We start from the raw sequence: 24,171 nt of genomic DNA on the forward strand, positions 1-24,171 counted from the left end.
CGGCAGAACTGGTGGCGCCCGTGGTCGATCACTACAGCTTCATGTCAACAATTTCCGTATACCGCGATTGGCCGCATGCGCCGGTCGATGAGGACTCGCCCCTGTGGGATGGGGACCCCACCTGTGATCCGCTGACGCGGCAGTGGGATCCGGACGCCTACGGGCCATTGAAGGTGGGTTGCGAGATGGCCTGTCAGCGAGTATTCGGAAATGACGGATTGCTTATTCTTCGACCACACGTAATCCTTGGCCCGCACGAATATGTTGGCCGTTTACGATGGTGGCTGAAGCGCATGCATCGTGGCGGGCAGGTTCTGACACCTGCCCCTGACCGCGGAATTCAACCGGTCGACGTCCGCGACCTTTCGAATTTCGTTCTGAATCAGGTGGAAAATGGAGGCGTCGGCATTTATAACGTTGCGCCGGACAGCGGGTCGGCGTCCTACGGCGACATGCTGCGAGCGTGCGCGGACGTCGTTCGCTCTCCGCAGAGGCCGGCGACGCTCGTCTGGGTGGATGAGGACTGGTTGGTCAGTCGCGGCGTCACGCAATGGACCGAGCTGCCGTTGTGGCGTAACGCGGCGGCACCATGGAGCATGAAAACGGACCGTGCACAGGAGGCCGGATTGCGCTGCCGGCCCCTCACACAGACGGTCGACGACACCTGGGCCTGGCTGGAACGAGGCGGACGGGCCGTGTCCCACGAACGCTTCAGCGAGCACGGAATCGATCCGGCCCGGGAACAATCACTCATCACACAGTGGCTTGCTGAACACCGTCAGGTGTAAGACGATGGGATGAGCCAGTCAGGTCCTTCTCGAAGGCTCGATTGATTTCCGGGTCGCGGCTGGCCACGTATCGCGCTATGGGCACGTAGCCGTTGCTGGTGAACAGTCTCAGCGCTGCCACGTTGCGGACCCCGGTCTCCAGGATGGTCCTGCGCGCGCCCCATCCGACGGCGGCGTCCTCAAGCATGTCGAGTAGCTGGCGGCCGAGACCGCATCCTCGCGCCTCCGGGATCAGGTACGTCTTCTTGATCTCGAACGTGTCCCCGCGCTGTTCAAACCTGCGACAGCCGCCACACCCCACCGGGCGGTCGTCCTGGTAGACCACGACGAAAAGGCCGTTCGGCTCGTCGTAGATATCAGGATCAAGATCGACCGACTCGGCGAACCCGTACCGACCGACCTGCTCCTGGAAGAAGGCGTCCAACAGTGCAGCGGCGTCGGGGTGGTCGGTCCGGCGCGGGACGAATACGATCTCTTCCGGGTCGCCAGCGCGGGACCACCGTACGGGTTGACCGGTCGTCATACAGACAATAGTGCGGCATCAAACTCGGGAAGGAACGCTCGGACCTTGGCTGAACGCGAATGGCGGCCAAGAGTTGGACGGAGAGTCCTGACGTAACTACGCCCACGAGGCGATTGCACGGTGGACAGCAGAGGCAAGCTTGCCCTGATGGTGTCGATCGCTTCGCCTGTACGGCCGCGCTGTAACAGCGCTTGCGCTAGAAAGGTGCCGTGAAGAAGACCTGACCGTGCGTACGCCGGTCCGTTGGCGTCTTGATCGGCTGTCATCTCGGTTACGGCCGCGGTCAGCACGTCGATTCCCTCGTCGAGAAGCCGCATACGGTGAGTGGTCGAACGGGCCGCGAGGGTGACCAGTGACTGGCCCGTTTCGGCCGCCAATTGCACGGGGCTGAGGTAGTACAAGAACGTGGGCCGCGGCTGGTCCGTGGCGGCCTCGCCAAGCAGGACCGCAGCAGCCTCAGCGCAGCGACGAAAACCCATGAGATCGCCGTCGGCGGCAGCGGCAGTCGCTTCGCGTCCGAGAAGTCTTGCTCGCATGATCGGGTCCGACGATCGGGACTCGGCGTGCGCTGCCTCAGCAAGGTGGACGGCCTGGCGGCCGTGCCCAGCGAAGGCGGAGACGTAGCTGAGCATCCCTATGACGTTCGCAGCGCGCTCATGGTCAGTCAACGCCCGGCAGATTCCAATGCTGAGCAATAGGTATCGCTCTGCGGCGCCATAGCGACTGGAATCGAAATGCAGCCAGCCGAGTAACTGGGCCAGATCGGCCACGATGGTGAGCAAACGTCGACCGGTGGTGACGTCGTAGTTGGCGTACTCGACCATTTCAGTGATGGTCCGCAGTTGAGACGTCACGTATCGAACGCTCAGCGCTCCTCCGCCGTGCCGGTCGTCCAGCCGCCGTAATTCGGCGACGTGTGCCGAAACTAGATCGACTTGCTCGGGGTGGACCGTTTCGTGTTCGCGCCGCTGTCTGGCTGTCACGGTCAGCCCGCGAAGCTGATCGAGCACCACCCCCACAAGATCGAGCCCGGAGGCGTCGCCGATTGGGCTCAACGGCGTGGCGGCGATGGTGGACAGGTGACCGAGTTCACGTAGGAGATCATCCACATGCGACATCGCATCGAAGCCGCCCGCAGCCGCAACTTCACCCGCGTCCGTTCCGGGCCAGAGCTGACTGATGTCGACCTTGAAGGCAAGGCGTTCGGACAGCACGGCTGCGGCAAGCCATCGGATGTGCAGACGCGGTTGTCCACCGCGGAGCCAGGAGTAGGCGGCTGTGGGATCAATACGTAGGCGTTCCCGTCCCTGCCTCGACAGCCTCGTATTGATCGCGGCCACCAAGTCGCGTGGGCTCCAGGTTGCCAGTCTCAGTAGATCGGCCAGTGAAGATGACGGGTTATCCATGGTTCCCTCCGTGCGGTGGCAGCCACGCAGACCGTAGCGAACCAATGTGGGCGGTGGGCAACCCCTTTCGGGGCGGATCGCTCGTTTCACGCAATTCACGGGGGGTTGCCGAGATTTCCCACAACTCGCGGTTGGCCTACTACCCCACGGACAGTGGTCATTGGTGCATTCGAACAGCAGAGGGCGTAAATGGCATCCAGCCGCCGCCCGAGTATTCGGCGACCGGCCCGGTTGGGCGGTGCCGGCGACCCCGTACTGACCAGCACCTCGGAGGAGCGAACCATGACCACCACCCGCACGACCGTGAATCCCGCTCTCATTGGCAGGCGTGCCGCCGAGATCCTCGAGCAGATGCAGGCCCATCCTCAGTGGGACCGCCCGGCCCGGCAAGGCGGCGATGAGCTTGTCGACGCGGGCCGAGCCCATCCTGGTGGTGATCACGTCGTCGCTGCGCCGATGCAGGACTGTTCACGCATCGCCGAGCCGCCTGCTCAGTGATCCACCACGGCGCGGCCAGCGGGGCCGGACCGTGGCCGTGCAGGGCGGTGTCTTCCCAGTACCGGGCGGGTCGTTCCGGGGCGGTGATGCGGCGCGGGTCGACCTTTGCGGGCATAGTCGATGGCGGCGCCGTAGTCACCGGGCTTGCGGGCGATGCTGATCCGGAAGACCGCGTTTTCGGTGTTGTTGAGCTGAACAGCGTCGGCGCGCGGAGCCAGGCGGAGGTCCCATCCTCAGAGTGGCAGTGGTGCGCCCCGAGCGACTCGACGCTGCAGAACACGGCCCGCCGCGACAACTGCGACAGCCACGAGAGCGTGTTGGGAAAGCCGGGCGCCCTCCCGGAGAAGGCTCAGGTAGCCTTGTGGCGGCGGGCCGCTAGCTCAATGGCAGAGCTGTGGACTTTTAATCCATAGGTTCGGGGTTCGAGTCCCCGGCGGCCCACTTGCACGCTCGAAGTGAGGGGGCAACTGTGCCAACCGGCACCAGACGGGCCCGTGAACGCGCGAGCACGCGGGAACGAATCATCGAGGCCGCGTTGCACGTCCTGGAGACAGAGGGCGCCTCGGCGCTGACGATCCGGCGCATCGCCACCGACGTCGAATACACCGCACCGGTCGTCTATCAGCACTTCGCCAACAAGGACGCACTCGTACTGGAACTGGTGGCTCACGGCCACCGCCTGATGATGGCGGAGCTCGAGCAGGCCGCCCAGGAGCCCGACATCGACCGGCGCATGATGCAGCTGGCGTCCGAGTACGTCCGGTTCGCCGGCGAGCACCCGGACCTGTATCAGGTCATGAACGACGATGCCGTCGACGCGGAGGAGCGCCGGCGCACAGCGGCCCCCGCCATCGGCGTGCTGAAAGACCTGCTCACCACCTGGTCGGACACGCACCACGTAGTCCTGGCTGATCTCGACGATGCCTGCGACATCGTCTGGGGCACGCTGTACGGCATAGCGTCGCTCGGCCGCCTCAGCACCGTCGGCAGTGAGCGCGCCCGGCGACTCGCCCAGCAAGCGCTGGGTACGCTGCTTCGCGGCTGGCGGGCCGACCTGTCGGAAGACGCCTAGGCACCGAAACGGCTCCGGCCCGGTCGCGTTTCCGCAGAACCGGGCCGAAGCCGCTGGGAGTCAGGACGGCATCAGTTGCCGGTCGGGGTCCAGTCCGCGGGTAGACCGGAATCGCTCAGGATCTCGCCCCGGTTGTAGTAGTCGTCGCTCGACCGGATCAGGTTGCCCCGCAGCCGCAGCACGGTCACCGCCGGCACCGCGAACGGACGAGGCGCACCGGCGATGTGGCCGCTGAACACGCCCTCCACCACCGCCTCGTCACGCCCGCGAAATCCGCCCGTCACCTCGAAGGCGAGATCGCCGACGAGCTGGTGGGATCCGGTCTCCCACTCCGTGACCCCTTCGCGACCGCGGAACACCAGGTTGAGAGCGCGGTCGGTGTAGACAGCGTCCTTGGTGTACAGACGAGCGAGATCGCGAGTGTCGGTGGTCGTCCACGCGGCGGCCCAGCGCCGCGCGATCGCCGGCGCCTGATCCCTCTTCGAGCTCTGCTGCGCATGCCCGACGACCTGTTGGGTCCCGGCTTGCGCGGTTGCCTCCTTCGGGGCCGCCGTCGAGGGAGCTGTGGCGCCGGCAATGAAAGCCGCTACGGCCGCCGCTGCGGCGAGACCGGAAACGAAGATACGCGTACGCATGTGAGTCTCCTTGCACTGAGTCGACGAGGCACGTCAACTAACGTCGTTACATTTTCTAACGCCGTTAGGTTAGGCGCACTCCACAGGCGGCGTCAACTGAGGACAGACGGCGAGCCAAGCAGAAGTAGAGGGCGTTGAGCAGGTGTCGCTCGGGCGAGGGACCGCCGACTGTCCACTCTCGACATCGCCACCGACCTGATCGATCACGCGCTCTGCGGCGGCCGCTGAGCCGTGCTGCACGAGGGCTCCGATATCGGTCACGGCCGACGAAAGACCTCTGAAATGAAGCAGGTGGTCGCCGACATCCAAGGCTGGCTCAAGGCCCACCGCTGAGGCTCCTGTCCCCCGCGCGAGCTACCCGAGAGTGTCCACTGCGCGGTGACGATTCCGGCGCGACATATCCATAGCGTTCATTGCAGCCGCGGCGCTGGAGCTCGCGGCCCCATGGAGGAGTCAACATGCGTCTGGTGAAGCAGTTCCTGGCAGTTGCGGCGATCGCCTTCATCGGCGGTCAGGGCATCGCCGCGGTGCAGGGCAACTCGTGGCTCACCCTGATCGTCGGGCTCGTGACAGCGGTGCTCGCCGTCGTGGTCTACGCGTGGGTGGTCCGGCGCACCGAGCACCGCGCACCCACGGAGGTGGCCCGTACGGGGGCCGTCGCGCGGCTCTTCCGGGGAGCACTGATCGGGGCGGCGATGTTCGCGGCCGTCATCGCCAACATCGCCTTCCTCGACGGTTACCACGTCCACGGTCTGGGTTCGGTGACCGGTGCGCTGGGGCTGGTCGGGTTCATGGCCGCCGCCGCCGTGACCGAGGAGCTGCTGTTCCGTGGCGTGCTGTTCCGCATCATCGAGGAACGGATCGGCACCTGGATCTCGCTGCTGCTGACCGGCGTGGTGTTCGGCCTCATGCACCTGTTCAACCCGGACGCGACCCTGTGGGGCGCGACCGCCATCGCGATCGAGGCCGGTTTCATGCTCGCCGCCTGCTACGCCGCCACCCGCAACCTGTGGGTGCCGATCGGTCTGCATTTCGGCTGGAACCTCGCCGCCGGGGCCATTTTCAGCGTCGTCGTCTCCGGCAACGGCGAGTCGAAGGGGCTGCTGGACGCCACAACGTCGGGCCAGGCCTTGGTCACCGGCGGTGATTTCGGCCCCGAGGGGAGCCTGTACGCGGTGGCGGCGGGTGTGGCGATGACCGTCGTGTTCATGGGGCTGGCCCACCGCCGCGGTCACATCGTCCCGCGTCGCCGGCGCGCGGCCGGCGAACCGGCGGCGACGGCTACAGTTTCCCGATGATCGACCTCCGGCGGGTCCCGGAGCGGTGGCGGCGCTGGGACGTCACCGTCCGGGACCTCCCGTTCGCGTTGCTGCTGGGCCTCCTGTCGGCGGTGCCGGCGATGCACCACAGCGGCACGCGACTCGGCGAGCTGCCGACCCGCCCGTTCGACGCGTTGACGGCGCTGGTGGTCGCCCTGCAGTGCCTGCCGCTGGCCGTACGGCGGCGCTGGCCCGCCCTCAGCCTCGCCCTGGTCTCGCTCGGCTTCGCGATCGACCAGCTCCGCGCCTACCACACGGTCGCGAGCGCGGCCCTGCCCATCGCGCTGCTCAGCACGGCACTGCACCTGGAACGCCACCGGCGTACCACCGTGGTGGTCCTCTCCGTGGCGTACGTCCCGCTGGCTGTGGCGCTGAGCCGGAGCGCATCGATCAAGGCCGTCGCCGACCTGGTCACGTTCTATCTCGCGCTGGCCATCGCCTGGGGCGTCGGCGCCTGGATGCGGCGGACCCGGGCCGCCGAGGCGGAGCAGCGCCGGCACGTGGCCGAGGCCACCCGTACCGCCGAACGCACCCGCATCGCCCGCGAACTGCACGACGTCGTGACCCATCATGTGACCGCGATGGTGGTGCAGGCCGAGGCGGCGCGCTACCTGACCGCCACCCCCGACCGTCTCGACGAGAGCCTGACCGCGATCACCGGCACCGGCCGGCGGGCCATCACGGACCTTCGGCACCTGCTCGATCTGCTCAACCCCGACCACAGCACCGAGCCGCGCCTGCCGTCCGTCGGCGAGCTGCACACCCTGGTGGAACAGACCCGGCTGGCCGGGCAGCCGGTCGAGTTCACCGAGGGCGGCACACCGGCGGCGAGCGCGGGCAGCGCCGAGGTCGCGGCCTACCGGGTTGTGCAGGAGGCGCTGACCAACGCCCTCAAGTACGCCCACGGCAGGCGCACCACCGTGCATGTGCGCCACGGCGAGAAGGAGACCACTGTGGAGGTCAGCACCGATGGCGGTCCGGGTCCGGGCAGCGCGTCCCTCGGCGGCAGCGGGCGGGGTCTGACCGGGCTGCGGGAACGGGTCGTGGTGCTCGGCGGCGAGTTCAGCGCGGGCCGGCAGACCGGCGGCGGCTTCGTCGTGCGGGCCCGCATCCCCAGCGGGAGCCCGTCGTGACCGTGTCGCTGCGGGTGTTGGTCTGCGACGACCAGCCGCTGATCCGTACGGGCTTCACCACGATCATCGGCGCCCAGCCCGACCTCGAGGTGGTGGGCGAGTGCGGGGACGGGCGGGCGGCGGTCGAGCTGGCCGGCCGGCTACGGCCGGACGTGGTGGTGATGGACGTACGGATGCCCGTGCTCGACGGCATCGAGGCGACCCGCCTGCTCGCCGGCGCCGGGGTGACCCACCCGGTGAAGGTGCTCGTGGTGACGACGTTCAACCTCGACGAGTACGTCTACGAGGCGCTGCGCGCGGGAGCGAGTGGATTCCTGCTCAAGGACGCCCCGCCGGCGCAGCTGCTGCACGGCATCCGTACCGTCGCGAGCGGTGCCGCGTTGCTGGCGCCGGAGGTGACCCGGCAGCTCTTGGGCCGGTACGCCGCGCGGATCCGTCCCGCTGAGGACACCCCGCAGGACGCGCCGCTGACCCCGCGCGAACTGGAGGTGCTGCGCCTGATCGCCGACGGCCGGTCCAACAGCGAGATCGCCGCGACCCTGGTGATCAGCCACGAGACCGTGAAGACGTACGTATCGCGCATCCTCACCAAGCTGGACCTGCGGGACCGCGTGCAGGCTGTGGTCTATGCCTACCGCAGGGGCCTGGTGAACTGACTCTGGGCCCCAATCCGGGGGCATCCGCCGGACGCCGGAACCGGCACGCAGGAGCCGAGAAAATCTATGTCGAACTTACTAGACTTTCTCGGCGGAGCCGGTTAACGTTTCTCTCGTTGACCGCAGAGATCGTTGAAGACGCAGACGCAGCAGGCTGAGCGTCAAGCAGGGCCCGGACCGTTCGTGGCTCGCTCAGCACCGCGATGGAGTGCATGACCGCACCCCAGCAAGACAATGCAGTGGCAAGACATCGCAGTGGCAAGACAAGACCTTGACGTAGTTCCAGGTCAGGGCACATTCAGGCAGGGCCGATGCAGGTTCGGGGTTCTGCCTGGCGCACGAGAGATCTGCCGTATGTGGGCGGGGCCATGAAGTTGCGTGGGGCTCCGACACCAGTGGATGGCACGACAGCAGTTCAGGTAATGGAAGCAGAGGAAAGGGAGGGTTCAGCACCGTTGGATCGCCCGCCGTCAGGACGCAGTTCCGGTTCTGGGGTGGACACCGCAGTCTCCATCGAACGTGAGGTGGTCTCCGGTCACGCTTATGCGATCCTCGCACCGCAAGCCGCTGAAGTTCGCGGCCGGTGCGGATACGACAAGCCGACGAACCTGTCGGTAGATGGTGTAGTAAACCCGTAACCGAGGGCCCCGGCGCTTCCGCGCCGGGGCCCTCGTCATGGAGGTACCTGTATGGCCCAACCGGATGACATGCTCGACGACGAGCATTACCCCGCCTACACAATGGGTCGCGCCGCGGAGATCACCGGCGCTTCGCCGGACTTCCTGCGCCGACTCGACGAGGCGAAACTGATCATCCCGTTCCGGTCCGCCGGCGGGCACCGTCGCTACTCGCGATACCAGTTGCGTCTGGCCGCGCGGGCTCGCGAGATGGTCGACCGCGGCACCGCCCTGGAAGCCGCCTGCCGGATCATCATCCTCGAAGACCAGCTCGACGACGCTCTCCGGCACAATCAGAGCTACCGGCGTCAGCGGCACGCGGACGCTGCCTGATCCCATCTGGCGCTCCACTCACGGCCTGTGCGCGCTTCTCGCCATGCGGGAAGCGCCCCCGTCCACGGTGTTCAGCCGAAGAATGCTCGCAGGTCTTGGGCGACCAGCTCGGGCACCTCGAAAGCCGCGAAGTGTCCGCCACGATCGAACTCGGACCAGTGCGATTCCGGTGTTGTCGCGCTCGGCGAGCGGCCGGATGGTCTGGAAGTCGTCCTTGAAGACCGCGACCCCGAGGCGGCCGTGGCTGACCACTGTCTCCCGCGGCGGGTGCTGCTCGGCGTAGTGGTAGCGGACCGCGTCGGCCGAGGTGTTGGTGAGCCAGTACAGCGAGACCTGGGCCAGCACCCGCTCGGGCGCGACCAGACTGGTGCCGTTGCCGAAGTTCTCGAACAGCTCGTTGTAGGCCAGCTGGCCGACCGGGGAGTCCGACAGCGCGGCCGCGATCGTCTGGGGCCGGGTGCCGTTCATCGAGTTGTAGCCCCGACCGACTGGAACCAGCCGGCGAACTCCAGGGCGGCGTACTCCTTCGGCCCGAACGCTTCGAACTCCGTCGGGTCACCGGAGGGAAACGAGAAGAGCTGAAGTACGTGCGCGCCCAGGAACCCGTCGGGGTCGAGCACCGCGAGCTCGCGGCCGATCATCGCGCCGCCGTCGCTGCCGTGCGAGCCGTAGGAGTCGTAGCCCAGCCGGCGCATCAGCGCGTCGTACACGCGGGCGACCCGGTCCATCGTCCAGCCGCTGTCGACGACCGGAGTGCTGAAGGCCATCCCCGGCATCGACGGGATGACGAGGTGAAAGTTGTCGGTGAGCAGCGGCACCAAATCGAGGAACTCGGTGAACGAGCCCGGGTAGGTGTGCAGGAGCAACAGCGGCGTCGCATCCTCACGGGCCGACTGGCACCTGCAGCGCAGCCGTGTGGCCCGGCATCTGCGCACTCTGCAACAGGCCGGACTGGCCACGACACCGGTGTATTCGGTATCCGGTGTTGCAAGCTCACGACTCCAGTATTAGCGTTTGGTGGTGTCGAGCACATGAGGGAGGCAACCATGAACCACGACCACGCGGCACCCGAGACCATCGCCCAGGACGTCCTCGACGATCTGCGGGATCGCCTGCGGGCGTTCCGGCCGGTGCCCGTCCCCGGCGGGCACGGCTGGAAGCGCGGCGTCGACCCGGACTACGTGGCCGAGCTCGTCGCCTACTGGGCGCAGTCGTACGACTGGCGGGTCCACGAAGAGCGGATCCGACAGCTGCCCTGGACGTTGACCGGCACCCGGGCGATCCACCAGCGGTCCGAGCGGGCCGACGCCACGGCCGTGCTGCTGCTGCACGGCTGGCCCGACTCGGTGCTCCGCTTCGAGCGCGTCCTGCCGCTGCTCGCCGACCATCACGTGGTCGTGCCGGCCCTGCCCGGCTACCCGTTCGCCGCCCCCGTTCCCGAGCGGGGCATGTCGGCCGACGAGATGGCCGGCGCGGTCGCCGACACCATGGCCGCCCTCGGCTACGACCGGTACGTGATCTCGGCCGGCGACGTGGGCTGCGACGTCGCCGAGGCGCTGGCCGCCCGCCACCCCGGCCGCGTCGCCGCGCTGCACCTCACCGACGTGTCCCAGCACCACTTCCTTGTCGACCCGCCCACCGACCTCTCGGAGGCCGAACGCGCCTACGTCGAGCGCGGCCACGACTGGCAGGCCCGCGAGGGCGGCTACATGCATGAGCAGTCCACCAAGCCGCACACGCTGGCCGCCGCCCTGGGCGACTCCCCCGCCGGCCTGGCCGCATGGATAGTGGAGAAGCTGCGCGGCTGGACCGACTGCGACGGCGACGTCGAGTCCGTCTTCACCCGTGACGAGCTGCTCACCTGGATCACCGCCTACTGGGTCACGGGCGCGATCGGCACGTCCTTCACCCCGTACGCGACCGCGAGCCCCCACTCCGCCCGCCTGACCCCGCCCGCAGTCTTCACGATCTACCCGCACGACCTGGTCAACGCCCCGCGTGAGTTCGCCGAGCGCTACTTCACCGTCCACACGTGGCGGGAAGAGCCGGCGGGCGGTCACTTCGCGGCCTGGGAACAGCCGGCCCGCTACGCCGCTGCCGTCCACGAGGCCGCCCAGCTGACCAAGCCGTGATTCCACGCCGTCCATGCAGGACGCTTCCACGATTCGTTGCCGTCGGCCCTCGGAGGGCAGGGGAAGGTCCGGGTCGAAAATCGCCGGTACGCCGGCAATCAGCGGCGCCATGGCAGCCGACGGCAGACCGGCACGGCGAGCTCGCTGGGCGGACTCGGCCGCGCACCGCGTTTACCGTACGTTCGGTAATGTTGGCGTATGGGTCGGGCGCCGAGTGTTGACGATGCGGTGCTGCTGAGGCACCTCACCGAGATCTTCCGTCAGTCGGGCTACGAGGGAGCGTCGTTGACGGCCCTGTCGTCGGCATCGGGGCTGCACCGGGCGAGCCTCTATCACCGCTTTCCCAGCGGAAAACCCGGCATGGCAGCGGCCGTGCTCGAATCCGTGGAGCACGCGTTCGCCGACATCGTCGCGCCGCTGACGTCCGAGAGCGACCCGACGGCCGCGGTGGAAGAGATGGCCCGCCGCGTCGGCGTGTTCTATGCCCAGGGCCGCCTCGCCTGCGTTCTCGACACGATGACGTTGCGGGGCGCGCCGGACGACATCCGAGCGCGGGCCGCGCACCTGGCCACCAGCTGGTTGACCGCGATGGCCGACGTCGCCCGGCGGGCCGGCGCGTCCGAAGAGGACGCTCGGCGCCGGGCCCGGGCGGCGCTGGTCCGCATCGAGGGGTCGCTGATTCTGGCCCGCGTGCTGGACGATCCGGCGGAGTTTCAGCTTGCGCTGGCGGAACTGCCCCAGATGCTCATCCGGCGGCCGGCACCGGCGGGTTGAATCGCGACAGGATGGGCGCCGACCAGTTCGCCGACAGGGACCGGGGCAGCAGGACGGCCTCATCGATCTCGAATTCCACCGCGCGCGAGGGAGACCAGCTCACTTCAGCCCGGCCGGTGAGGTGGAGCGTGGCGCCGGTGGCCCAGTCGACGAACAGCAGCGCCGAGCTCGGGTTCTCGATGATGTTTCCGAGGGTCATCAGCATGCTGTTGCCCGCGTAGTCGGGCCAGCGCAGCCTGGTCGGCGACAGCACCTCCACGAAGCCGGGGTTACCGCCCCGGTGCGAGACGTCGGGGTCGCCTGTCTCGGACGCGGAGGCGACGAAGAAGGTGTCGGCCCGGTTGACGAACCGGCTCATGTCGTCGGTCAGCGCGGACACGCTCGTCGCGGCGACCGGCTCCGACCGCGGCCCGTCCAGGCTGATGACCGATCGCTTCTGGATGTACTTCGGACAGTTGGGAAAGCTCTGCTCGATGTCGAGCCGTAGCCCGGACGGCAGCGGCGTCGACGTGCCGTTCATCCGCAACCGGATCCGCGTCTGGAGGTCGATGGCCAGCAGGCCCAGCCGGCCCGCGCGGCGGGTCATCGGCTCGACCGGGTCGGCCGGCGCCAGCCGGGCCAGCACCTGCACCGACTCGTCGTCGGGAGCGCTGACGAAGCCTGGCGGGCCGGCGAACAGCGAGGCCCAGAGCCGGCCGTCGTCGGCCTGAGCCCCGACGACCAGCATGTTCTGGTGGGACAGGAAGTCGTCGGCGCCCTCCGGCAGCAGCGGCTGCACCATGCGTGAGACGGCCGATGCCCGCGTGGTGAAGCCGGCTCGGGCCTGAGCCTCCAGCTCACCCCAGTGGAAAACCATGGTGTTCCATCCGTCCCTCAGTGAGTCAGGTGCGTCGTCAACATTACCAAACGTTTGGTAAAGAATCGCCCGACGTGTTCCGGATGACACAGGGTGGGAGCGGTCAGCGGACCATCAACGGCAGGACGATGCGGACCTGAGCAGCCAGGCCGTCGAGGACCGTTTCACCGGCGGCGGTGTAGGCGAGCAGCGCCTGCTGAAAAAGACCGTCGAGCATGGCGTACGCGGTGGAGGCGGGCACCGAGGGCGGGGCGCCGGTCAACGTGGCGTAGCGGTCGACCACCCGCCAGATCATCGCCTCCAGGGTGGCGTCGATCTCGGTGATGGCGTCGCGGAGCGGTTCCTCGAACATGCTCTGGGTTCGCAGGTCGTACCAGAGCCGGTGCATCGGCGCCTCGGCGCGGATCGTCTGCGCCAGCTTCTCGGCGAAGGCCTCGATCAGTTCATCCGGGGACGTCGAGTCGCGCACGACGGCGTCGTACCGGGTGACGCAGCGCGCCTTGTAGTAGCGGACGCTGTAGATCACCAGCTCGAGCTTGTCCTGGAAGTAGTAGTGCACAACGCCGTGGCTGAACGGCGAGTTGCCGGCAATCTCGCGCAGGCTGGCGCGGGCGTACCCCAGCTCACCGAGCGTCAGCAGCGCCGACTCGGCCAACTCGTCGCGGCGGCGGTCGAACTTGTCGATCGGCCGGCTCTTCACAGGGGTCACCTGGCCATCGTACGGCTTGACAGGCGTCCAAACTTTTCTTGACAAGTGTCAAGATCAGGCATGTGATGTGGGTCTCAAGTCTTTCGACCCCCCGGGAGCCTTACATGGCACAGATCGATCTCACCGGCCGGCGGGCGCTGGTCACCGGCGGCGCCCAAGGTCTGGGTGAAGGCATGGCCCGCGCGATGGCGGCCGCCGGCGCCTCCGTCGTCGTGGCCGACCTGCAGGACGACCTCGGTCCCAAGGTGGCCGAGTCGCTCGGCAACTCCAGCGGCTTCGTCCACCTCGACGTCACCGACGACGACAGCTGGGCAGCCGCGGTCGAGCAGGCGATCGGGATCATGGGTGGGCTCGACATCGTGGTCAACAACGCCGGCGTCGAAATCACCAGCCTGATCGTCGACCTCGACCCGGCCGCCGTCCGCAAGCAGCTCGACGTCAACCTGCTCGGCACCGCCCTCGGCATCAAGCACGCGTTCCGTGCGATGCGCGCTCAGAAGAGCGGTGTCGTGATCAACGTGGCCTCGGTCGCCGCGACCATCGCCTTCCCCGGCATCTCGGTCTACTCCGCCACGAAGTCGGGCGTCGACCGGCTCACCCGGGTCGCCGCCATGGAATCGGGCAAGCTCGGTTACGGCGTACGGGTCAATTGCGTCTACCCCGGGCTGGTGCCCACCGCGATGGGCGCCGGGCTCGCCAACGACGTGGCCGAGCTCGGGCTGTTCCCCTCGCCCGAGGCGGCCGTGGGCGCGGTGATCGAACTGACCCCGTCCGGCCGGCTGGGCGAGGTCACCGACATGGCCGACGCCGTGGTCTTCCTGGCCTCCGACGCAGCCCGGTTCATCAACGGCGCAGGTCTGCCCGTCGACGGCGGAATGGGGATGTGACATGGCCACCAAGCCCGTCGTCGTCTACGGCGCTTCCGGCTACACCGGCCGGCTGATCTGCGAATACCTGCGCGAGTACAACGTCCCGTTCGTCGCCGCCGGCCGCGACGCGGCCAAGCTCAAGCAGTCGATGCAGGAGAACGTGGCCGGCATCGAGACCGCCGACTACGAGATCGCCGAGGTCGGCCACGACCGGAAGGAGCTGACCGACCTGTTCGCCGGCGCCTCCGTCGTGTGCAACACGGTCGGGCCGTTCAGCGTCTACGGACCCGAGGTCGTCGAGGCCTGCCTGGCCGCGGGCACGCACTACCTCGACACCACCGGCGAGCAGGACTGGATGATCACCTGCGACGAGAGGTACGGCGCCGACTTCGCCGCGGCCGGCCTGCTCCTCGCGCCCGGCATCGCGCAGATGTACACGACCGGCGAGATCGCGGCCGAGCTGTGCCTCGAGAAGCCGGGACTGGACACTCTGGACATCGCGGTGTTCTGGGGCGGCAGCCCGACGATCGCGTCGACGCTGACGATCCTGGTCAACGCGGCCACCTCGGGCGCCTTCCGGCTCGAGCAGAACAGGTACGAGGCCTGGGACCCGGAAGCCGGTCTCTATCAGCTGGTGCTGCCCGGCCAGCACGAACTCGCGCTGGCGCTGCCGTGGGGCGGCACCTCGCATCCGGTGTGGTACCGCCGGGATCCGCGCGTGGCCAACGTCAAGGTGCTCGGTGGCGTGTTCAACCGGGCGCTGATGAACGGCGTACCGCAGATCGTCGCGTCCGCCGTCGAGGCGACCAAGGACATGAACCCGGACGATCGGTACGCGGCCCTCACCGCCACCGCGGCCCAGGTGATGAACCAGATGCCGCCGCGGGAGAACCCACGGCTGAACAAGTCGGTCGATTCGGTGCACGCCTCCGGACCGCTGGGCCGGGCGCACTGCGTGATCTACGGCAACTCCAACTACAAGCAGACCGGTCTGATGCAGGCGTACGCCGCCTATCACCTGCTGCAACAGCCGCCGCGACGGGTCGGCTTCGCGTCCGGCTGCCAAGCCTTCGGGCATCGCGAGCTGCTCGGCGTGCTCGAAAGCTTCGGCCTGGTGCGCGAGCCGACCGTCACGGTCGAGCGCTGAGCGATGCGGCTCGTCGACTACCTGGACAAGGGTGCTTCCCTCGACCCGGACGCGCCGTGTCTGACCACGGAGGGGGAGACCCGAACGTACGGGGAGGTGCGGAAGCTCAGCTTCCGCATCGCCGCCGCGCTGGTTGCCCGCGGGGTCGTTCCCGGCGAGCGGGTGGCGGTGCTCTCCGGGAACGACCCGACCGCCTTCACCTGCGTCTTCGGGATCAGCCGGGCCGGCGCGGTGTGGTGCCCGATCAACCCGCGCAACGAGGCGTACGAGAACCGTGAGCTCCTGGACCTGTTCGGCGTCACCACGCTGATCTACCAGGAGGCGTTCGCGCCGCTGGTGGCCAAAATCCGCGACGGGCTGCCGTCGTTGCGGACCCTGGTCTGCCTCGAAACGGACTGGGACGATTTCCTGTCCGGCGCGGAGGCCGACGTCGATCGCGCACCGGCCGACGATCTGGCCATGATCGTCGGCACCGGTGGGACCACCGGGCGGCCCAAGGGCGTCGAGCTGACCGGGGCCAACCTCGAGGCGATGACCGCGATCACGCTGATGAGCTATCCGTGGCCGGATCGGCCGGTGTATCTCGCGCTGGCTCCGCTCACCCACGCCGCCGGGGTGCTGTGCTTCCCCGTGCTCACCAGGGGCGGCGAGATCGTCATCATGCGCAAGCCCGATGTGGCCGCGTTCATCGCGCTCATCGAGCAGCACCGGGTGACACACACCTTCCTGCCGCCGACGCTGATCTACATGGTGCTGGCCCACCCCACGCTGGACGAGGCCGACCTGTCGTCCCTGCGGTGCTTCTGGTACGGCGCGGCGCCGATGTCCGCGACCCGCCTGGAGGAGGCGTTACGGCGGCTGGGCCCGGTGATGGCGCAGCTGTTCGGGCAGACCGAGGCGCCGATGATGATCTCGACCATGGCCCCGGCCGACCACTACCTGCCCGGCGGCCGCATCGCCCAGTCGCGGCTCTCGTCCGCGGGCCGCCCGTCACCGCTGGTCACCGTGGCCATCATGGCGCCCGGGGGCGAGCTGCTGCCGCGCGGCGGCACCGGAGAGATCGTGGTGCGGGGCTCGCTGGTGATGCGCGGGTACCACCGCGACCCGGCGGCCACCGCGGCCGCCTCGGCGCACGGCTGGCACCACACCGGGGACATCGGCTACCTCGACGACGACAACTATCTCTACATCGTGGACCGCGCCAAGGACATGGTGATCACCGGAGGCTTCAACGTGTATTCGACCGAGGTCGAGCAGGCCCTGATGCAACACCCGGCGGTTCAGGACTGCGCGGTGATCGGACTGCCCGACGACAAATGGGGCGAACGCGTGACGGCGGTCATCCAGCTACGCGCCGGTGCCACGGTCGACAAGACCGAGATGGCCGAGTTCGTCAAGGAGCGCATCGGCAGCGTGAAGACCCCGAAGCAGATCGAGATCTGGGACGACCTGCCCCGGTCGAAGGTCGGCAAGATCTTGAAGGCCGACCTGCGGTCCCGCCTGACCCCCGGGCCGTAGCCTCGGATCGGCAATCCGTGGTTGGACCCCCGTGCTGCTTGATAGAACGAAGTGGCAAGGCCGACCCGGGAGGAACAGCCATGATCGATCGAGCCGGGCTCGCCGAGTTTCTGCGCCGCCGTCGTGAGTCGCTCCAGCCCGAGGACGTCGGCCTTCCGCGCGGGCAACGTCGCCGCACAGCCGGCCTGCGGCGCGAAGAGGTGGCCGCGATCTGTCACATCTCGACCGACTACTACAGCCGGCTCGAACGGGAACGCGGTCCCCACCCGTCGGAGCAGATGATCGCCTCGCTGGCCCAGGGCCTGCACCTCTCGCGTGACGAGCGCGACCACCTGTTCGGCCTGGCCGGGCACCGCCCGCCGGCCCGGGGCGCGGCCGGGGAACACATCAACCCGGGTTTGCTGCGCATCTTCGACCGGCTGACCGACACCCCGGCCGAGATCGTCACCGAGCTCGGCGAGACGCTGCGGCAGACCCCGCTCGGCGTGGCCCTCACCGGTGACCTCACCCGTTTCACCGGCCCGGCCCGCAGCATCGGCTATCGGTGGTTCACCGACCCGGCCACGCGTGCCCTCTACCACCCCGGCGACCATGCGCTGCACTCTCGCGTCTTCGCCTCGGGCCTGCGCAAGATAGCCACGCTTCGCGGCCCGGATTCCTGGGCCGCCCACCTCAAGCAGCTGCTGCTCGACAGCAACGAAGAGTTCCGGTCGGTCTGGAACGAGCACGAGGTAGGCGTCAATTACCAGGACGTGAAGCGATTCGTGCACCCCGAGCTGGGTGATCTCGAACTGAGCTGCCAGGCGCTGGTCGACCCCGACCAGGGGCACCTGCTTCTCGTCTACACGGCCGTGCCGGGCAGCGAGAGCTACGAGAAGCTTCAGCTGCTCAGCGTCATCGCGGCCCCCTCGTAGTCGCTCGCGAGCAGACCGTCGCTGTCGTTCCGCCTGAGTTTCTCAGCCGTCGATATGGTCTAGCGGTGGATGCGATAGCGCTCGACGAACTTGACCGTCAGCTCGCCCACGCTCTGCAAGTCGACGGACGGGCTCCGTTCAGCCGCATCGCGGCGGTGCTGGGCACGTCCGACCGCACCATTGCCCGGCGGTACGGGCGCCTGCGCCAGTCGGGCGCTCTGCGCGTGGTCGGGTTGCCCCACGCGGCCGCGCTCGGTCACGTCGACTGGCTGGTGCGGATGCGGTGCACGCCCGATGTGGCCGTGCCGGTCGGCACCGCACTGGCACGGCGTGCGGACACGTCGTGGGTGACCATCCTGTCCGGGGGCACGGAGATCAGCTGCATCACCCGGACGACGACGCAGGCCGCCGAGGGCGATCTCCTGCTGCAGAAGTTGCCCCGGAGCCCGCGGGTCACGGCCGTGACCGCCCACTGCATCCTGCGGCTCGTGGCCGGCACGAAGGGCTGGCCCGGTCGCACCGGGGCCCTGTCACCCGATCAAATTCATGCGCTGAGCCCCGAACTTACCTCGGAGCACCCGGTGCCGCGGGGACCCGTCATCCTGACCGCGGCCGACAACAGCCTGCTGACCGCGCTCGCCGCCGACGGACGGGCAGGTTATCCGGCGCTGGCCGCGGCTACGGGATGGTCGGAGACCACCGTCCGGCGCCGCCTGGAGGGGCTGCGCCGGAGCAACGTCATGTATTTCAACGTGGAGATCGAGCCCGCCCTGTTCGGCTACCGGGCCGAGGCGAGCCTCTGGCTCACGGTGACCCCGGCTTCCCTGACCACGGTCGCAAAGGCGATGGCCAGTCAGCCGCAGGTCGGCTACGCCGCGGCTGTCACCGGTTCGGCGAACGTGGCGGCGTCGGTGATCTGCCGGGACCTCAGCGATTTGTACGACTATCTCGCGGACGACATCGGCGCGCTGCCCGGCGTGGTCCGCGCCGAGACCGCTCCTGTCGTCCGGCGGGTGAAGGGCGCCGGCACGGTGCTGGCGGGATGAGCCGGCGCTGACGGAATCCGGCGGATCCATCGCGTCTGCCGTCGCTTCACGAGCAGATCCTGCAGCATCAGGACGTCACGACGCGTCCAGGGCAGTGTGGCGTCGGTGCCGACTTTCGGCTCCCGACCTCCCTTAAGGATCACCATGTTCGAAGGCCTTCTGCTGCTGTTCGTTCCGTGGCTGGCGTTCCGGGCGGCGGGCGCGCTGGGCGTCACGCGATTCGCCGGCTGGCAGTCCAGCGCGGCTCACGCGCTTGCCGTCATGCTCGTTTTCACCGGCGTGGCACACTTCGCCCCGGACAGCCTGACCGTCATGCCCAGCCACGACGACCTCACCGCCATGGTCCCGCCGTTCGTGCCGGCTCCGGATCTGACGGTATACACGACCGGCGTGCTGGAATTGCTCGGTGCGGCCGGTCTTGTCCTGCGGGCCACCCGGCGGCTCGCCGGGCAGTGCCTGGCTCTGCTGTTCGTCTGCCTCATCCCGGCGAACATCTACGCCGCTGCCGCCGACATCCCGCTCAACGGCGATCCCGCCACACCGTTGTGGTTCCGCATCCCCGAACAGATCATCTACATCGCCGTCGCGCTGTGGGCCGCACGCGACACCGACGATCCGGGGTGAAGCCGGTCAGGCCACCGCTCGATGCAGTGCGTCGTGGGCCTCGAGGAAGCCCGTCACCGAGCGCGCCCATGGAAAGAGTTCGGCCTGCGCGCGGGCCGCGGACCGACGGACGGGTTCCGGGCGGGAGAGCAGCGCCCGCACCGCCTCGGCATAGGCCGGACCCTCGCCCGGGACGGCCGCGCCGGCCTCGCCGATCACCTCGGGCAGGGCGCTCTCGGCGCTCACCACGACGGGGGTGCCGCTGGCCATGGTCTCGAGGGCGGCCAGGCCGAAGGTCTCGATCGGGCCGGGTGCGATCGCCACGTCCACACTGGCCAGTAGCGCCGCCAGTTTCTGCCGGTCGGCGACGTGCCCGAGGAAGCGGACGGGCAGACCGCGGTCGGCCGCCTCGGACTGAAGGGCGATGCGCAGGGGGCCGTCGCCCGCTACGACCAGCACCGCGGGCACACCGGACCTGCGCAGGCCGGCCAGCGCCTCGAGTGAGCGGCGAGGCTTCTTCTCGGGGGCGAGCCGGCCGCAGTGCAGCAGCAGCACGTCGTCGGGCGCCGACCACATCGTGCGCATCCGCGGATCCTGGTTGGCCGGGGTGAAACGGTCGAGGTCCACGCCCAGGGGCACCTGCGTGAGATTGCGTACGCCGAGTCGCGCGAACTCGGACGCCGCCCACCCGGTCGTGCAGAGGACCTGGTCGTGTTCCGCCGCCGTCCGCGCATTGAGGAGGTCGCCGACGCGGCGGCTGGGACCGGGACCGAACAGGCGCAGCAGGCCGTCGAGGCTCTCGTGCGACACCATCATCGACGGGATTCCCCGGCCCCGGGCCCAGCGACCCAGCCAGCGCAGCGTCGCGCGATCGGAGATCTCGAGGCGGTCGGGCCGCAACGACTGCAGGGTGGCGCTCAGCCGGGCGCGGTCGAGCAGCACCCGGTAGCCACCCATGCGGGGAACCAGCGGCCCGGGCAGGGTGATCACCCGGCCCTGGTCGGTCTGTTCGTCGGACTCGGTGGCGCCCGGGACCACCAGCACGGGGTCGTGCCCGGCGGCCAGATAGCCGGCGCCCAGGTGGCGGAGCGCGGTGCGCAGACCCCCGGACCGGGGAGTCACGAAATTCGCCACCCGGACAATTCTCACGCGGCGACCGCCCTTCGTTCGAGGAAGCCGACGCTACACGCTTCGCCGTAGTGGCCCAGCAATTCCTCACCGACGGCATACCAACTGCGGCCCTCGATGGACTGCCGTCCCGCCGCTCCCAGGGTGGCCCGCCGGGTTGGGTCGGCTACCAGCTCCCGTACGGCCGAAGTGAAGCCCTCGGCGAGGAACGGGGGCACCAGGTAGCCGGTGCGCTCGTGATCGACGAGATCCATCGGACCGCCGGCCCGCGGCGCCACCACCGGCAGACCACTGGCCATGGCCTCCTGCACCGCCTGGCCGAACGTCTCGTACGGGCCGGTGTGGGCGAAGATGTCGAAGCTCGCGTACAGCTCGGCCAGTTCCTCGCCCCGGCGCACCCCGAGAAACGTCGCGTCCGGGAGCGCCTTGTGCAGCTGCGGCGCGGCCGGTCCGTCGCCGACCACCACCAGCCGTACGCCGGGCAGACGGCTCACGTCAGCCAGCAGATCGATCTGCTTCTCGACCGCCAGCCGCCCCACAAACCCGACGACGACCTCGCCGTTCGGGGCCAGCGACTTCCGCACCTCGTCCCGGCGCCGGCCGGGGTGGAACAGTTCGTCGTCGACCCCGCGCCGCCACAGGTGAACCCGCTCGACGCCGTGCGCGTCCAGGGCGAAGGCCGACTCGGACGACGGCGCCAGCGTGCGCGAGGCCAGGTTGTGCATCGTCTTGATCCACTTCCAGGCGGCGCCCTCGGTCATACCGACCTTGTAGGCCCGGGCGTACGCGGCCACATCGGTCTGATAGACGGCTACCGTGGGCAGGCGCAGCGTGCGGGCAGCCAGCAGACCCCACGCACCCAGGACGAACGGGCTGGCCAGGTGCACGAGGTCGGCGCCGAACGCGCGCAGGGCGCCGGTCAGGGTCGGGGTGGGCAGCCCCAGCCGGATCTGTGGGTAACCCGGCATGGGCAGGGAAGCGATCCGAACCACCGGGTACGGCACGTGGACCGGGGTGTCGCGGACGGCGGGCGGCGGCTGCGGTGCGATCACCATCGGCTCGTGGCCCCGGCGCAGCAGATGCTCGGCCGTGCGCACCACCGAATTGGCGACACCGTTCACATCGGGCAGGAACGACTCCGTGACCAGAGCGACTCGCATGCGATCACGATGGGCCTGCGTCGATGTCCAGCACACCGTACGCGTCGTGGCCGGATCCCTAACGCTGTTCGAACGAACGACTAGGCGGCCGGTCCGCTGGGTATCCTGCCGCCGTGAGATTCCGGTCGATGGCCTCGGCGCTGAGTGTGGTGCTGCTCGTCGGCGCGTGCGACTGGACGGGCGGCGACGGCCGCGACCACAACCCCGAGAACCGCCCCGGCTACTACCTGGGCGAGCGCCGCGACGACATTCCGCACCAGCTTCGCGGCGACGGCAACGTCTCCTCGTTCCTGCTGCTCAGCGGGGCCGACGTAGTGCGGGTGCGGCTCGGCGATCTCGGCGGCGACCGGTACGAGCTCTCGACACCCGACGACTCCCGCGCGGCGCCGACCGCGACCGTCGAGGGCGCCGACCTGGTGGCGGGTCTGCGCGACACCGGCCGGAGCGGTCCAGCCGTATTGACCGTCATCCTCAGCGACGACGTGCGATGGCAGATCAGGCTGGCCGGCGGGGCCAAGGACGAGTCCGTCGACCTGACCGGCGGCCGCGGCGGCGACGTCGACTTCAGCGCCGGCACCGAACGCGCCTCGGTGGTGCTACCAGCCGGCCCGGGCACCCAGCGCGTGGTTCTCGGCGGGGGCGCGAGCGTGCTTTCCGTACGGCTGACCGGCCAGGCCCCCGTGCGGGTCTCCGCCCGGGGTGGCGCCGGCAGTGTGACGATCGACGGGCAGGCGCACACCGGGGTCGCGGGCGGGTCGGTCTGGGCGCAGGACGGCTGGGCAGGTGCGGCCGACCGCTACGACGTCGACGCCACCTCGGGCGTCGCGACGCTCACCGTCGACCGTTCCTGAAGCCCGCCGGCGCAACTGCCTGCCTTGCTCATCGACCTCCCGTGTTGACGGAGCGCCAGTCGACGTACTTGAAGTTGGTGCTCACGCGGCCCTCGTCGGGCTTGTTCTCGCCGTCGTGCAGCACCAGCAGACCCTGGGGGTAGCCGGGCAGCGCCACACTTGTCACGGCCGCACCGTCCGAGTGCTGCACGCCGTCGGTACGGGCGCCGTCGACCACCTGGAAGCTCGACAGCGGGCGGTTGGTTCGACGGTCGTACACATAGAACTTGCTGTCGCCCTGGCTCGAGACGATCAGGTAGCCGTCGCGCTTACCGGTCGGATAGATCGTGGCCCCCTCGACGTCGGCCCGGATGCGGCCAGCCTCCGGAGCCGGCTCACCCCGCACGCACTCCTCGGTCGCCGGGTCGAATGTGCCGGGCGCGCCGAACTCGGCCACCCGCTCGACGATTCGCGGCACACCGACGAACCTGTCCCGGTCGAGCCGGATCCTCCACAGGGCGACGTCCTCCTGCGCGGCGTAGAGCACGCCCGATTCGCCGTCGACGACCATGCCCTCGATCTGCGGCTCCTCACCCGGCTCGGCGCACGGCGTCCAGGTCGCGCCGGTGGACAGGCGGAACTGCTTGGGTAGGTCGAGCTTGTCGGTGACCCGGTAGCTGACCGAGTTCTTCCGCTCCTCGAGCCGGAAGATCCCCAGCGTGGTGCTGTGCCGCCGGCTGACCACCGCATACCGTCCGTACGTGGCCAGCCCGTAGCCCGTGGCCTGCGTCTCGACCTCGTCCTGGTCGCGCGAGAAGAGCAGCGGAGCGTCAGCCGAGGTGACGTCGGTCAGCCGCCCCGACGCCTCGATCCGAAAGATGCGCAATTTGTCGAGCCCACGGTCGGTGACGACCGCGTAGTCCAGCTGCTTCGCCCCGAACCCGGTCACCAGATCGACATTGTTGAACCGCCCGCCCTCAGGCGGCAGAATCGCCTGCACCTCGCGACCGGCCAGGTCGTAGACCCGCAACCCGCCGTTCTTGGCCGTCCCGATAACCCGGCTGCGCGACTCATCGGCCCGGTTGACCCAGATCGCCGGGTCATCGGCATCGGCATCCCCGCCCGCTTCATCGTCGAACAGCGACGGCGTCTCGACCGCAGCCGTGATCTCGACGAGCGGCCCGTCCCCTGACGGCCCACCGGCCCGCGCCGGCCCCGCGACAGCGGTGCTCAGCACGACAAGAGCCACAACCCCAGCAGTACGACGCATAGTTGCCAACACTGCCGAACAAAAGCGGCCCCGAGGTTGCTGCCACCTGAATCTTCGCTGTGCGCCCTGCGGGTGCCGGCTGTTCTGTGGCCGCGAAAGAATGGTCCGTAAATGGCAGTAGGCCCACCCCGGTAAGGGGTGGGCCTACTGTTCACGTTGAGTCCGGCGGCGTCCT

At 68.9% G+C, this 24,171-nt stretch carries 26 protein-coding genes and 1 tRNA gene; 17 read left to right on the forward strand and 10 right to left on the reverse strand.

Going from position 1 to position 24,171, the window contains the following annotated elements; genetic code table 11:
• Nucleotides 1–20: 20 nt before the first annotated feature.
• Nucleotides 21–788: a Rossmann-fold NAD(P)-binding domain-containing protein gene (locus KXC43_RS45375; RefSeq protein WP_255645935.1), complete on the forward strand. Its 768-nt coding sequence runs from the start codon at nucleotides 21–23 to the stop codon at nucleotides 786–788.
• Here the strand turns inward: KXC43_RS45375 and KXC43_RS45380 are convergent.
• On the reverse strand, nucleotides 754–1,311 hold the full coding sequence (locus KXC43_RS45380) for a GNAT family N-acetyltransferase (RefSeq protein ID WP_221382500.1): 558 nt from the start codon (nucleotides 1,309–1,311) through the stop codon (nucleotides 754–756). The two genes, KXC43_RS45375 and KXC43_RS45380, sit on opposite strands and share 35 nt — an antisense overlap.
• On the reverse strand, nucleotides 1,308–2,717 hold the full coding sequence (locus KXC43_RS45385) for an NsdA family TPR-like regulatory protein (RefSeq protein ID WP_221382501.1): 1,410 nt from the start codon (nucleotides 2,715–2,717) through the stop codon (nucleotides 1,308–1,310). Before KXC43_RS45385 ends, KXC43_RS45380 begins: the two co-directional genes overlap by 4 nt.
• A gap of 282 nt (nucleotides 2,718–2,999) precedes the next feature.
• On the opposite strand from KXC43_RS45385, the gene KXC43_RS45390 reads away from it, so the two are divergent.
• The 3 genes from KXC43_RS45390 (at nucleotide 3,000) to KXC43_RS45400 (ending at nucleotide 4,287) form a co-directional block, all read left to right on the forward strand.
• On the forward strand, nucleotides 3,000–3,215 hold the full coding sequence (locus tag KXC43_RS45390) for a hypothetical protein (protein ID WP_221382502.1): 216 nt from the start codon (nucleotides 3,000–3,002) through the stop codon (nucleotides 3,213–3,215).
• Between the two features lie 369 nt (nucleotides 3,216–3,584).
• Nucleotides 3,585–3,656, forward strand: a tRNA-Lys gene (locus tag KXC43_RS45395).
• A 28-nt stretch (nucleotides 3,657–3,684) separates the two neighbouring features.
• Complete coding sequence (locus KXC43_RS45400; protein WP_221382503.1) at nucleotides 3,685–4,287, forward strand: TetR/AcrR family transcriptional regulator; 603 nt, start codon at nucleotides 3,685–3,687, stop codon at nucleotides 4,285–4,287.
• 71 nt (nucleotides 4,288–4,358) lie between these two features.
• Here the strand turns inward: KXC43_RS45400 and KXC43_RS45405 are convergent, their stop codons facing one another.
• Nucleotides 4,359–4,922, reverse strand: a complete 564-nt coding sequence (locus tag KXC43_RS45405; protein ID WP_221382504.1) for a nuclear transport factor 2 family protein — start codon at nucleotides 4,920–4,922, stop codon at nucleotides 4,359–4,361.
• 458 nt (nucleotides 4,923–5,380) lie between these two features.
• Here KXC43_RS45405 and KXC43_RS45410 point away from each other — a divergent pair, with 458 nt between their 5' ends.
• From KXC43_RS45410 to KXC43_RS45425, 4 genes are all read left to right on the forward strand, one after another.
• Entirely contained in the window at nucleotides 5,381–6,220 is an 840-nt protein-coding gene (locus tag KXC43_RS45410) for a CPBP family intramembrane glutamic endopeptidase (protein ID WP_221382505.1), read from the forward strand.
• A complete protein-coding gene (locus KXC43_RS45415; RefSeq protein ID WP_221382506.1) occupies nucleotides 6,217–7,374 on the forward strand; it encodes a sensor histidine kinase in 1,158 nt (385 codons plus the stop codon). Before KXC43_RS45410 ends, KXC43_RS45415 begins: the two co-directional genes overlap by 4 nt.
• Entirely contained in the window at nucleotides 7,371–8,030 is a 660-nt protein-coding gene (locus KXC43_RS45420) for a response regulator (RefSeq protein WP_221382507.1), read from the forward strand. The genes KXC43_RS45415 and KXC43_RS45420 overlap by 4 nt, the downstream gene beginning before the upstream one ends.
• 689 nt (nucleotides 8,031–8,719) lie before the next feature.
• The gene (locus KXC43_RS45425; RefSeq protein WP_221382508.1) at nucleotides 8,720–9,040 is read left to right on the forward strand and encodes a helix-turn-helix domain-containing protein; all 321 of its coding nucleotides are present in this window, start codon (nucleotides 8,720–8,722) and stop codon (nucleotides 9,038–9,040) included.
• Nucleotides 9,041–9,058: 18 nt separating this feature from the next.
• Here KXC43_RS45425 and KXC43_RS45430 read toward each other — a convergent pair whose 3' ends face one another.
• Both KXC43_RS45430 and KXC43_RS45435 read right to left on the reverse strand, forming a co-directional pair.
• Nucleotides 9,059–9,508, reverse strand: a complete 450-nt coding sequence (locus KXC43_RS45430) for a hypothetical protein (RefSeq protein WP_221382509.1) — start codon at nucleotides 9,506–9,508, stop codon at nucleotides 9,059–9,061.
• The gene (locus KXC43_RS45435) at nucleotides 9,505–9,906 is read right to left on the reverse strand and encodes an alpha/beta fold hydrolase (RefSeq protein WP_221382510.1); all 402 of its coding nucleotides are present in this window, start codon (nucleotides 9,904–9,906) and stop codon (nucleotides 9,505–9,507) included. Before KXC43_RS45435 ends, KXC43_RS45430 begins: the two co-directional genes overlap by 4 nt.
• Before the next feature lie 180 nt (nucleotides 9,907–10,086).
• On the opposite strand from KXC43_RS45435, the gene KXC43_RS45440 reads away from it, so the two are divergent.
• Nucleotides 10,087–11,172 carry an epoxide hydrolase family protein gene (locus tag KXC43_RS45440; RefSeq protein WP_221382511.1) on the forward strand — a complete coding sequence of 362 codons (1,086 nt, stop codon included), beginning with the start codon at nucleotides 10,087–10,089 and terminating at the stop codon, nucleotides 11,170–11,172.
• Nucleotides 11,173–11,370: 198 nt separating this feature from the next.
• The gene (locus tag KXC43_RS45445) at nucleotides 11,371–11,946 is read left to right on the forward strand and encodes a TetR/AcrR family transcriptional regulator (protein ID WP_221382512.1); all 576 of its coding nucleotides are present in this window, start codon (nucleotides 11,371–11,373) and stop codon (nucleotides 11,944–11,946) included.
• On the opposite strand, the gene KXC43_RS45450 is transcribed toward KXC43_RS45445, so the two are convergent.
• Nucleotides 11,918–12,802 (reverse strand): pyridoxamine 5'-phosphate oxidase family protein, encoded by an 885-nt coding sequence (locus KXC43_RS45450; protein WP_221382513.1) that lies wholly within the window; start codon nucleotides 12,800–12,802, stop codon nucleotides 11,918–11,920. The genes KXC43_RS45445 and KXC43_RS45450 overlap by 29 nt on opposite strands.
• 103 nt (nucleotides 12,803–12,905) lie before the next feature.
• Nucleotides 12,906–13,511, reverse strand: a complete 606-nt coding sequence (locus KXC43_RS45455) for a TetR/AcrR family transcriptional regulator (protein WP_308129556.1) — start codon at nucleotides 13,509–13,511, stop codon at nucleotides 12,906–12,908.
• 104 nt (nucleotides 13,512–13,615) lie between these two features.
• On the opposite strand from KXC43_RS45455, the gene KXC43_RS45460 reads away from it, so the two are divergent.
• From KXC43_RS45460 to KXC43_RS45485, 6 genes are all read left to right on the forward strand, one after another.
• Complete coding sequence (locus tag KXC43_RS45460) at nucleotides 13,616–14,398, forward strand: SDR family NAD(P)-dependent oxidoreductase (protein ID WP_221382515.1); 783 nt, start codon at nucleotides 13,616–13,618, stop codon at nucleotides 14,396–14,398.
• A gap of 1 nt (nucleotide 14,399) precedes the next feature.
• On the forward strand, nucleotides 14,400–15,527 hold the full coding sequence (locus tag KXC43_RS45465; protein ID WP_221382516.1) for a DUF5938 domain-containing protein: 1,128 nt from the start codon (nucleotides 14,400–14,402) through the stop codon (nucleotides 15,525–15,527).
• 3 nt (nucleotides 15,528–15,530) lie between these two features.
• Nucleotides 15,531–17,045 carry an acyl-CoA synthetase gene (locus KXC43_RS45470; protein ID WP_221382517.1) on the forward strand — a complete coding sequence of 505 codons (1,515 nt, stop codon included), beginning with the start codon at nucleotides 15,531–15,533 and terminating at the stop codon, nucleotides 17,043–17,045.
• 80 nt (nucleotides 17,046–17,125) lie between these two features.
• Nucleotides 17,126–17,959, forward strand: coding sequence for a helix-turn-helix transcriptional regulator (locus tag KXC43_RS45475; protein ID WP_221382518.1), 834 nt, complete (start codon nucleotides 17,126–17,128; stop codon nucleotides 17,957–17,959).
• A gap of 65 nt (nucleotides 17,960–18,024) precedes the next feature.
• Nucleotides 18,025–19,005, forward strand: coding sequence for an Lrp/AsnC family transcriptional regulator (locus KXC43_RS45480; protein WP_221382519.1), 981 nt, complete (start codon nucleotides 18,025–18,027; stop codon nucleotides 19,003–19,005).
• 144 nt (nucleotides 19,006–19,149) lie between these two features.
• The gene (locus KXC43_RS45485; RefSeq protein WP_221382520.1) at nucleotides 19,150–19,629 is read left to right on the forward strand and encodes a DoxX family protein; all 480 of its coding nucleotides are present in this window, start codon (nucleotides 19,150–19,152) and stop codon (nucleotides 19,627–19,629) included.
• Between the two features lie 6 nt (nucleotides 19,630–19,635).
• Here the strand turns inward: KXC43_RS45485 and KXC43_RS45490 are convergent, their stop codons facing one another.
• Together KXC43_RS45490 and KXC43_RS45495 are read right to left on the reverse strand one after the other, a co-directional pair.
• Nucleotides 19,636–20,742: a glycosyltransferase gene (locus KXC43_RS45490; protein WP_308129557.1), complete on the reverse strand. Its 1,107-nt coding sequence runs from the start codon at nucleotides 20,740–20,742 to the stop codon at nucleotides 19,636–19,638.
• 11 nt (nucleotides 20,743–20,753) lie between these two features.
• Nucleotides 20,754–21,896, reverse strand: coding sequence for a glycosyltransferase family 4 protein (locus KXC43_RS45495; RefSeq protein ID WP_221382522.1), 1,143 nt, complete (start codon nucleotides 21,894–21,896; stop codon nucleotides 20,754–20,756).
• A 113-nt stretch (nucleotides 21,897–22,009) separates the two neighbouring features.
• Here KXC43_RS45495 and KXC43_RS45500 point away from each other — a divergent pair, with 113 nt between their 5' ends.
• Nucleotides 22,010–22,747 (forward strand): hypothetical protein, encoded by a 738-nt coding sequence (locus tag KXC43_RS45500; protein ID WP_221382523.1) that lies wholly within the window; start codon nucleotides 22,010–22,012, stop codon nucleotides 22,745–22,747.
• 28 nt (nucleotides 22,748–22,775) lie between these two features.
• Here the strand turns inward: KXC43_RS45500 and KXC43_RS45505 are convergent, their stop codons facing one another.
• Nucleotides 22,776–23,975 (reverse strand): phytase, encoded by a 1,200-nt coding sequence (locus tag KXC43_RS45505; RefSeq protein ID WP_308129558.1) that lies wholly within the window; start codon nucleotides 23,973–23,975, stop codon nucleotides 22,776–22,778.
• Nucleotides 23,976–24,171 lie beyond the last annotated feature (196 nt).

Origin of the sequence: Paractinoplanes polyasparticus, from assembly GCF_019710575.1 — a bacterium.
GTDB classification, from domain to species: Bacteria; Actinomycetota; Actinomycetes; order Mycobacteriales; family Micromonosporaceae; genus Actinoplanes; species Actinoplanes polyasparticus.

Bases quoted from the DNA above. Each gene is read 5' to 3' on its own strand.
- KXC43_RS45410 (WP_221382505.1), top strand. From the start codon at position 5,381: ATGCGTCTGGTGAAGCAGTTCCTGGCAGTTGCGGCGATCGCCTTCATC.
- KXC43_RS45425 (WP_221382508.1), top strand. From the start codon at position 8,720: ATGGCCCAACCGGATGACATGCTCGACGACGAGCATTACCCCGCCTAC.
- KXC43_RS45385 (WP_221382501.1), bottom strand. From the start codon at position 2,717: ATGGATAACCCGTCATCTTCACTGGCCGATCTACTGAGACTGGCAACC.
- KXC43_RS45380 (WP_221382500.1), bottom strand. From the start codon at position 1,311: ATGACGACCGGTCAACCCGTACGGTGGTCCCGCGCTGGCGACCCGGAA.
- KXC43_RS45495 (WP_221382522.1), bottom strand. From the start codon at position 21,896: ATGCGAGTCGCTCTGGTCACGGAGTCGTTCCTGCCCGATGTGAACGGT.
- KXC43_RS45430 (WP_221382509.1), bottom strand. From the start codon at position 9,508: ATGAACGGCACCCGGCCCCAGACGATCGCGGCCGCGCTGTCGGACTCC.
- KXC43_RS45470 (WP_221382517.1), top strand. From the start codon at position 15,531: ATGCGGCTCGTCGACTACCTGGACAAGGGTGCTTCCCTCGACCCGGAC.
- KXC43_RS45485 (WP_221382520.1), top strand. From the start codon at position 19,150: ATGTTCGAAGGCCTTCTGCTGCTGTTCGTTCCGTGGCTGGCGTTCCGG.
- KXC43_RS45415 (WP_221382506.1), top strand. From the start codon at position 6,217: ATGATCGACCTCCGGCGGGTCCCGGAGCGGTGGCGGCGCTGGGACGTC.
- KXC43_RS45460 (WP_221382515.1), top strand. From the start codon at position 13,616: ATGGCACAGATCGATCTCACCGGCCGGCGGGCGCTGGTCACCGGCGGC.
- KXC43_RS45390 (WP_221382502.1), top strand. From the start codon at position 3,000: ATGACCACCACCCGCACGACCGTGAATCCCGCTCTCATTGGCAGGCGT.
- KXC43_RS45440 (WP_221382511.1), top strand. From the start codon at position 10,087: ATGAACCACGACCACGCGGCACCCGAGACCATCGCCCAGGACGTCCTC.
- KXC43_RS45465 (WP_221382516.1), top strand. From the start codon at position 14,400: ATGGCCACCAAGCCCGTCGTCGTCTACGGCGCTTCCGGCTACACCGGC.
- KXC43_RS45475 (WP_221382518.1), top strand. From the start codon at position 17,126: ATGATCGATCGAGCCGGGCTCGCCGAGTTTCTGCGCCGCCGTCGTGAG.
- KXC43_RS45450 (WP_221382513.1), bottom strand. From the start codon at position 12,802: ATGGTTTTCCACTGGGGTGAGCTGGAGGCTCAGGCCCGAGCCGGCTTC.
- KXC43_RS45405 (WP_221382504.1), bottom strand. From the start codon at position 4,922: ATGCGTACGCGTATCTTCGTTTCCGGTCTCGCCGCAGCGGCGGCCGTA.
- KXC43_RS45445 (WP_221382512.1), top strand. From the start codon at position 11,371: ATGGGTCGGGCGCCGAGTGTTGACGATGCGGTGCTGCTGAGGCACCTC.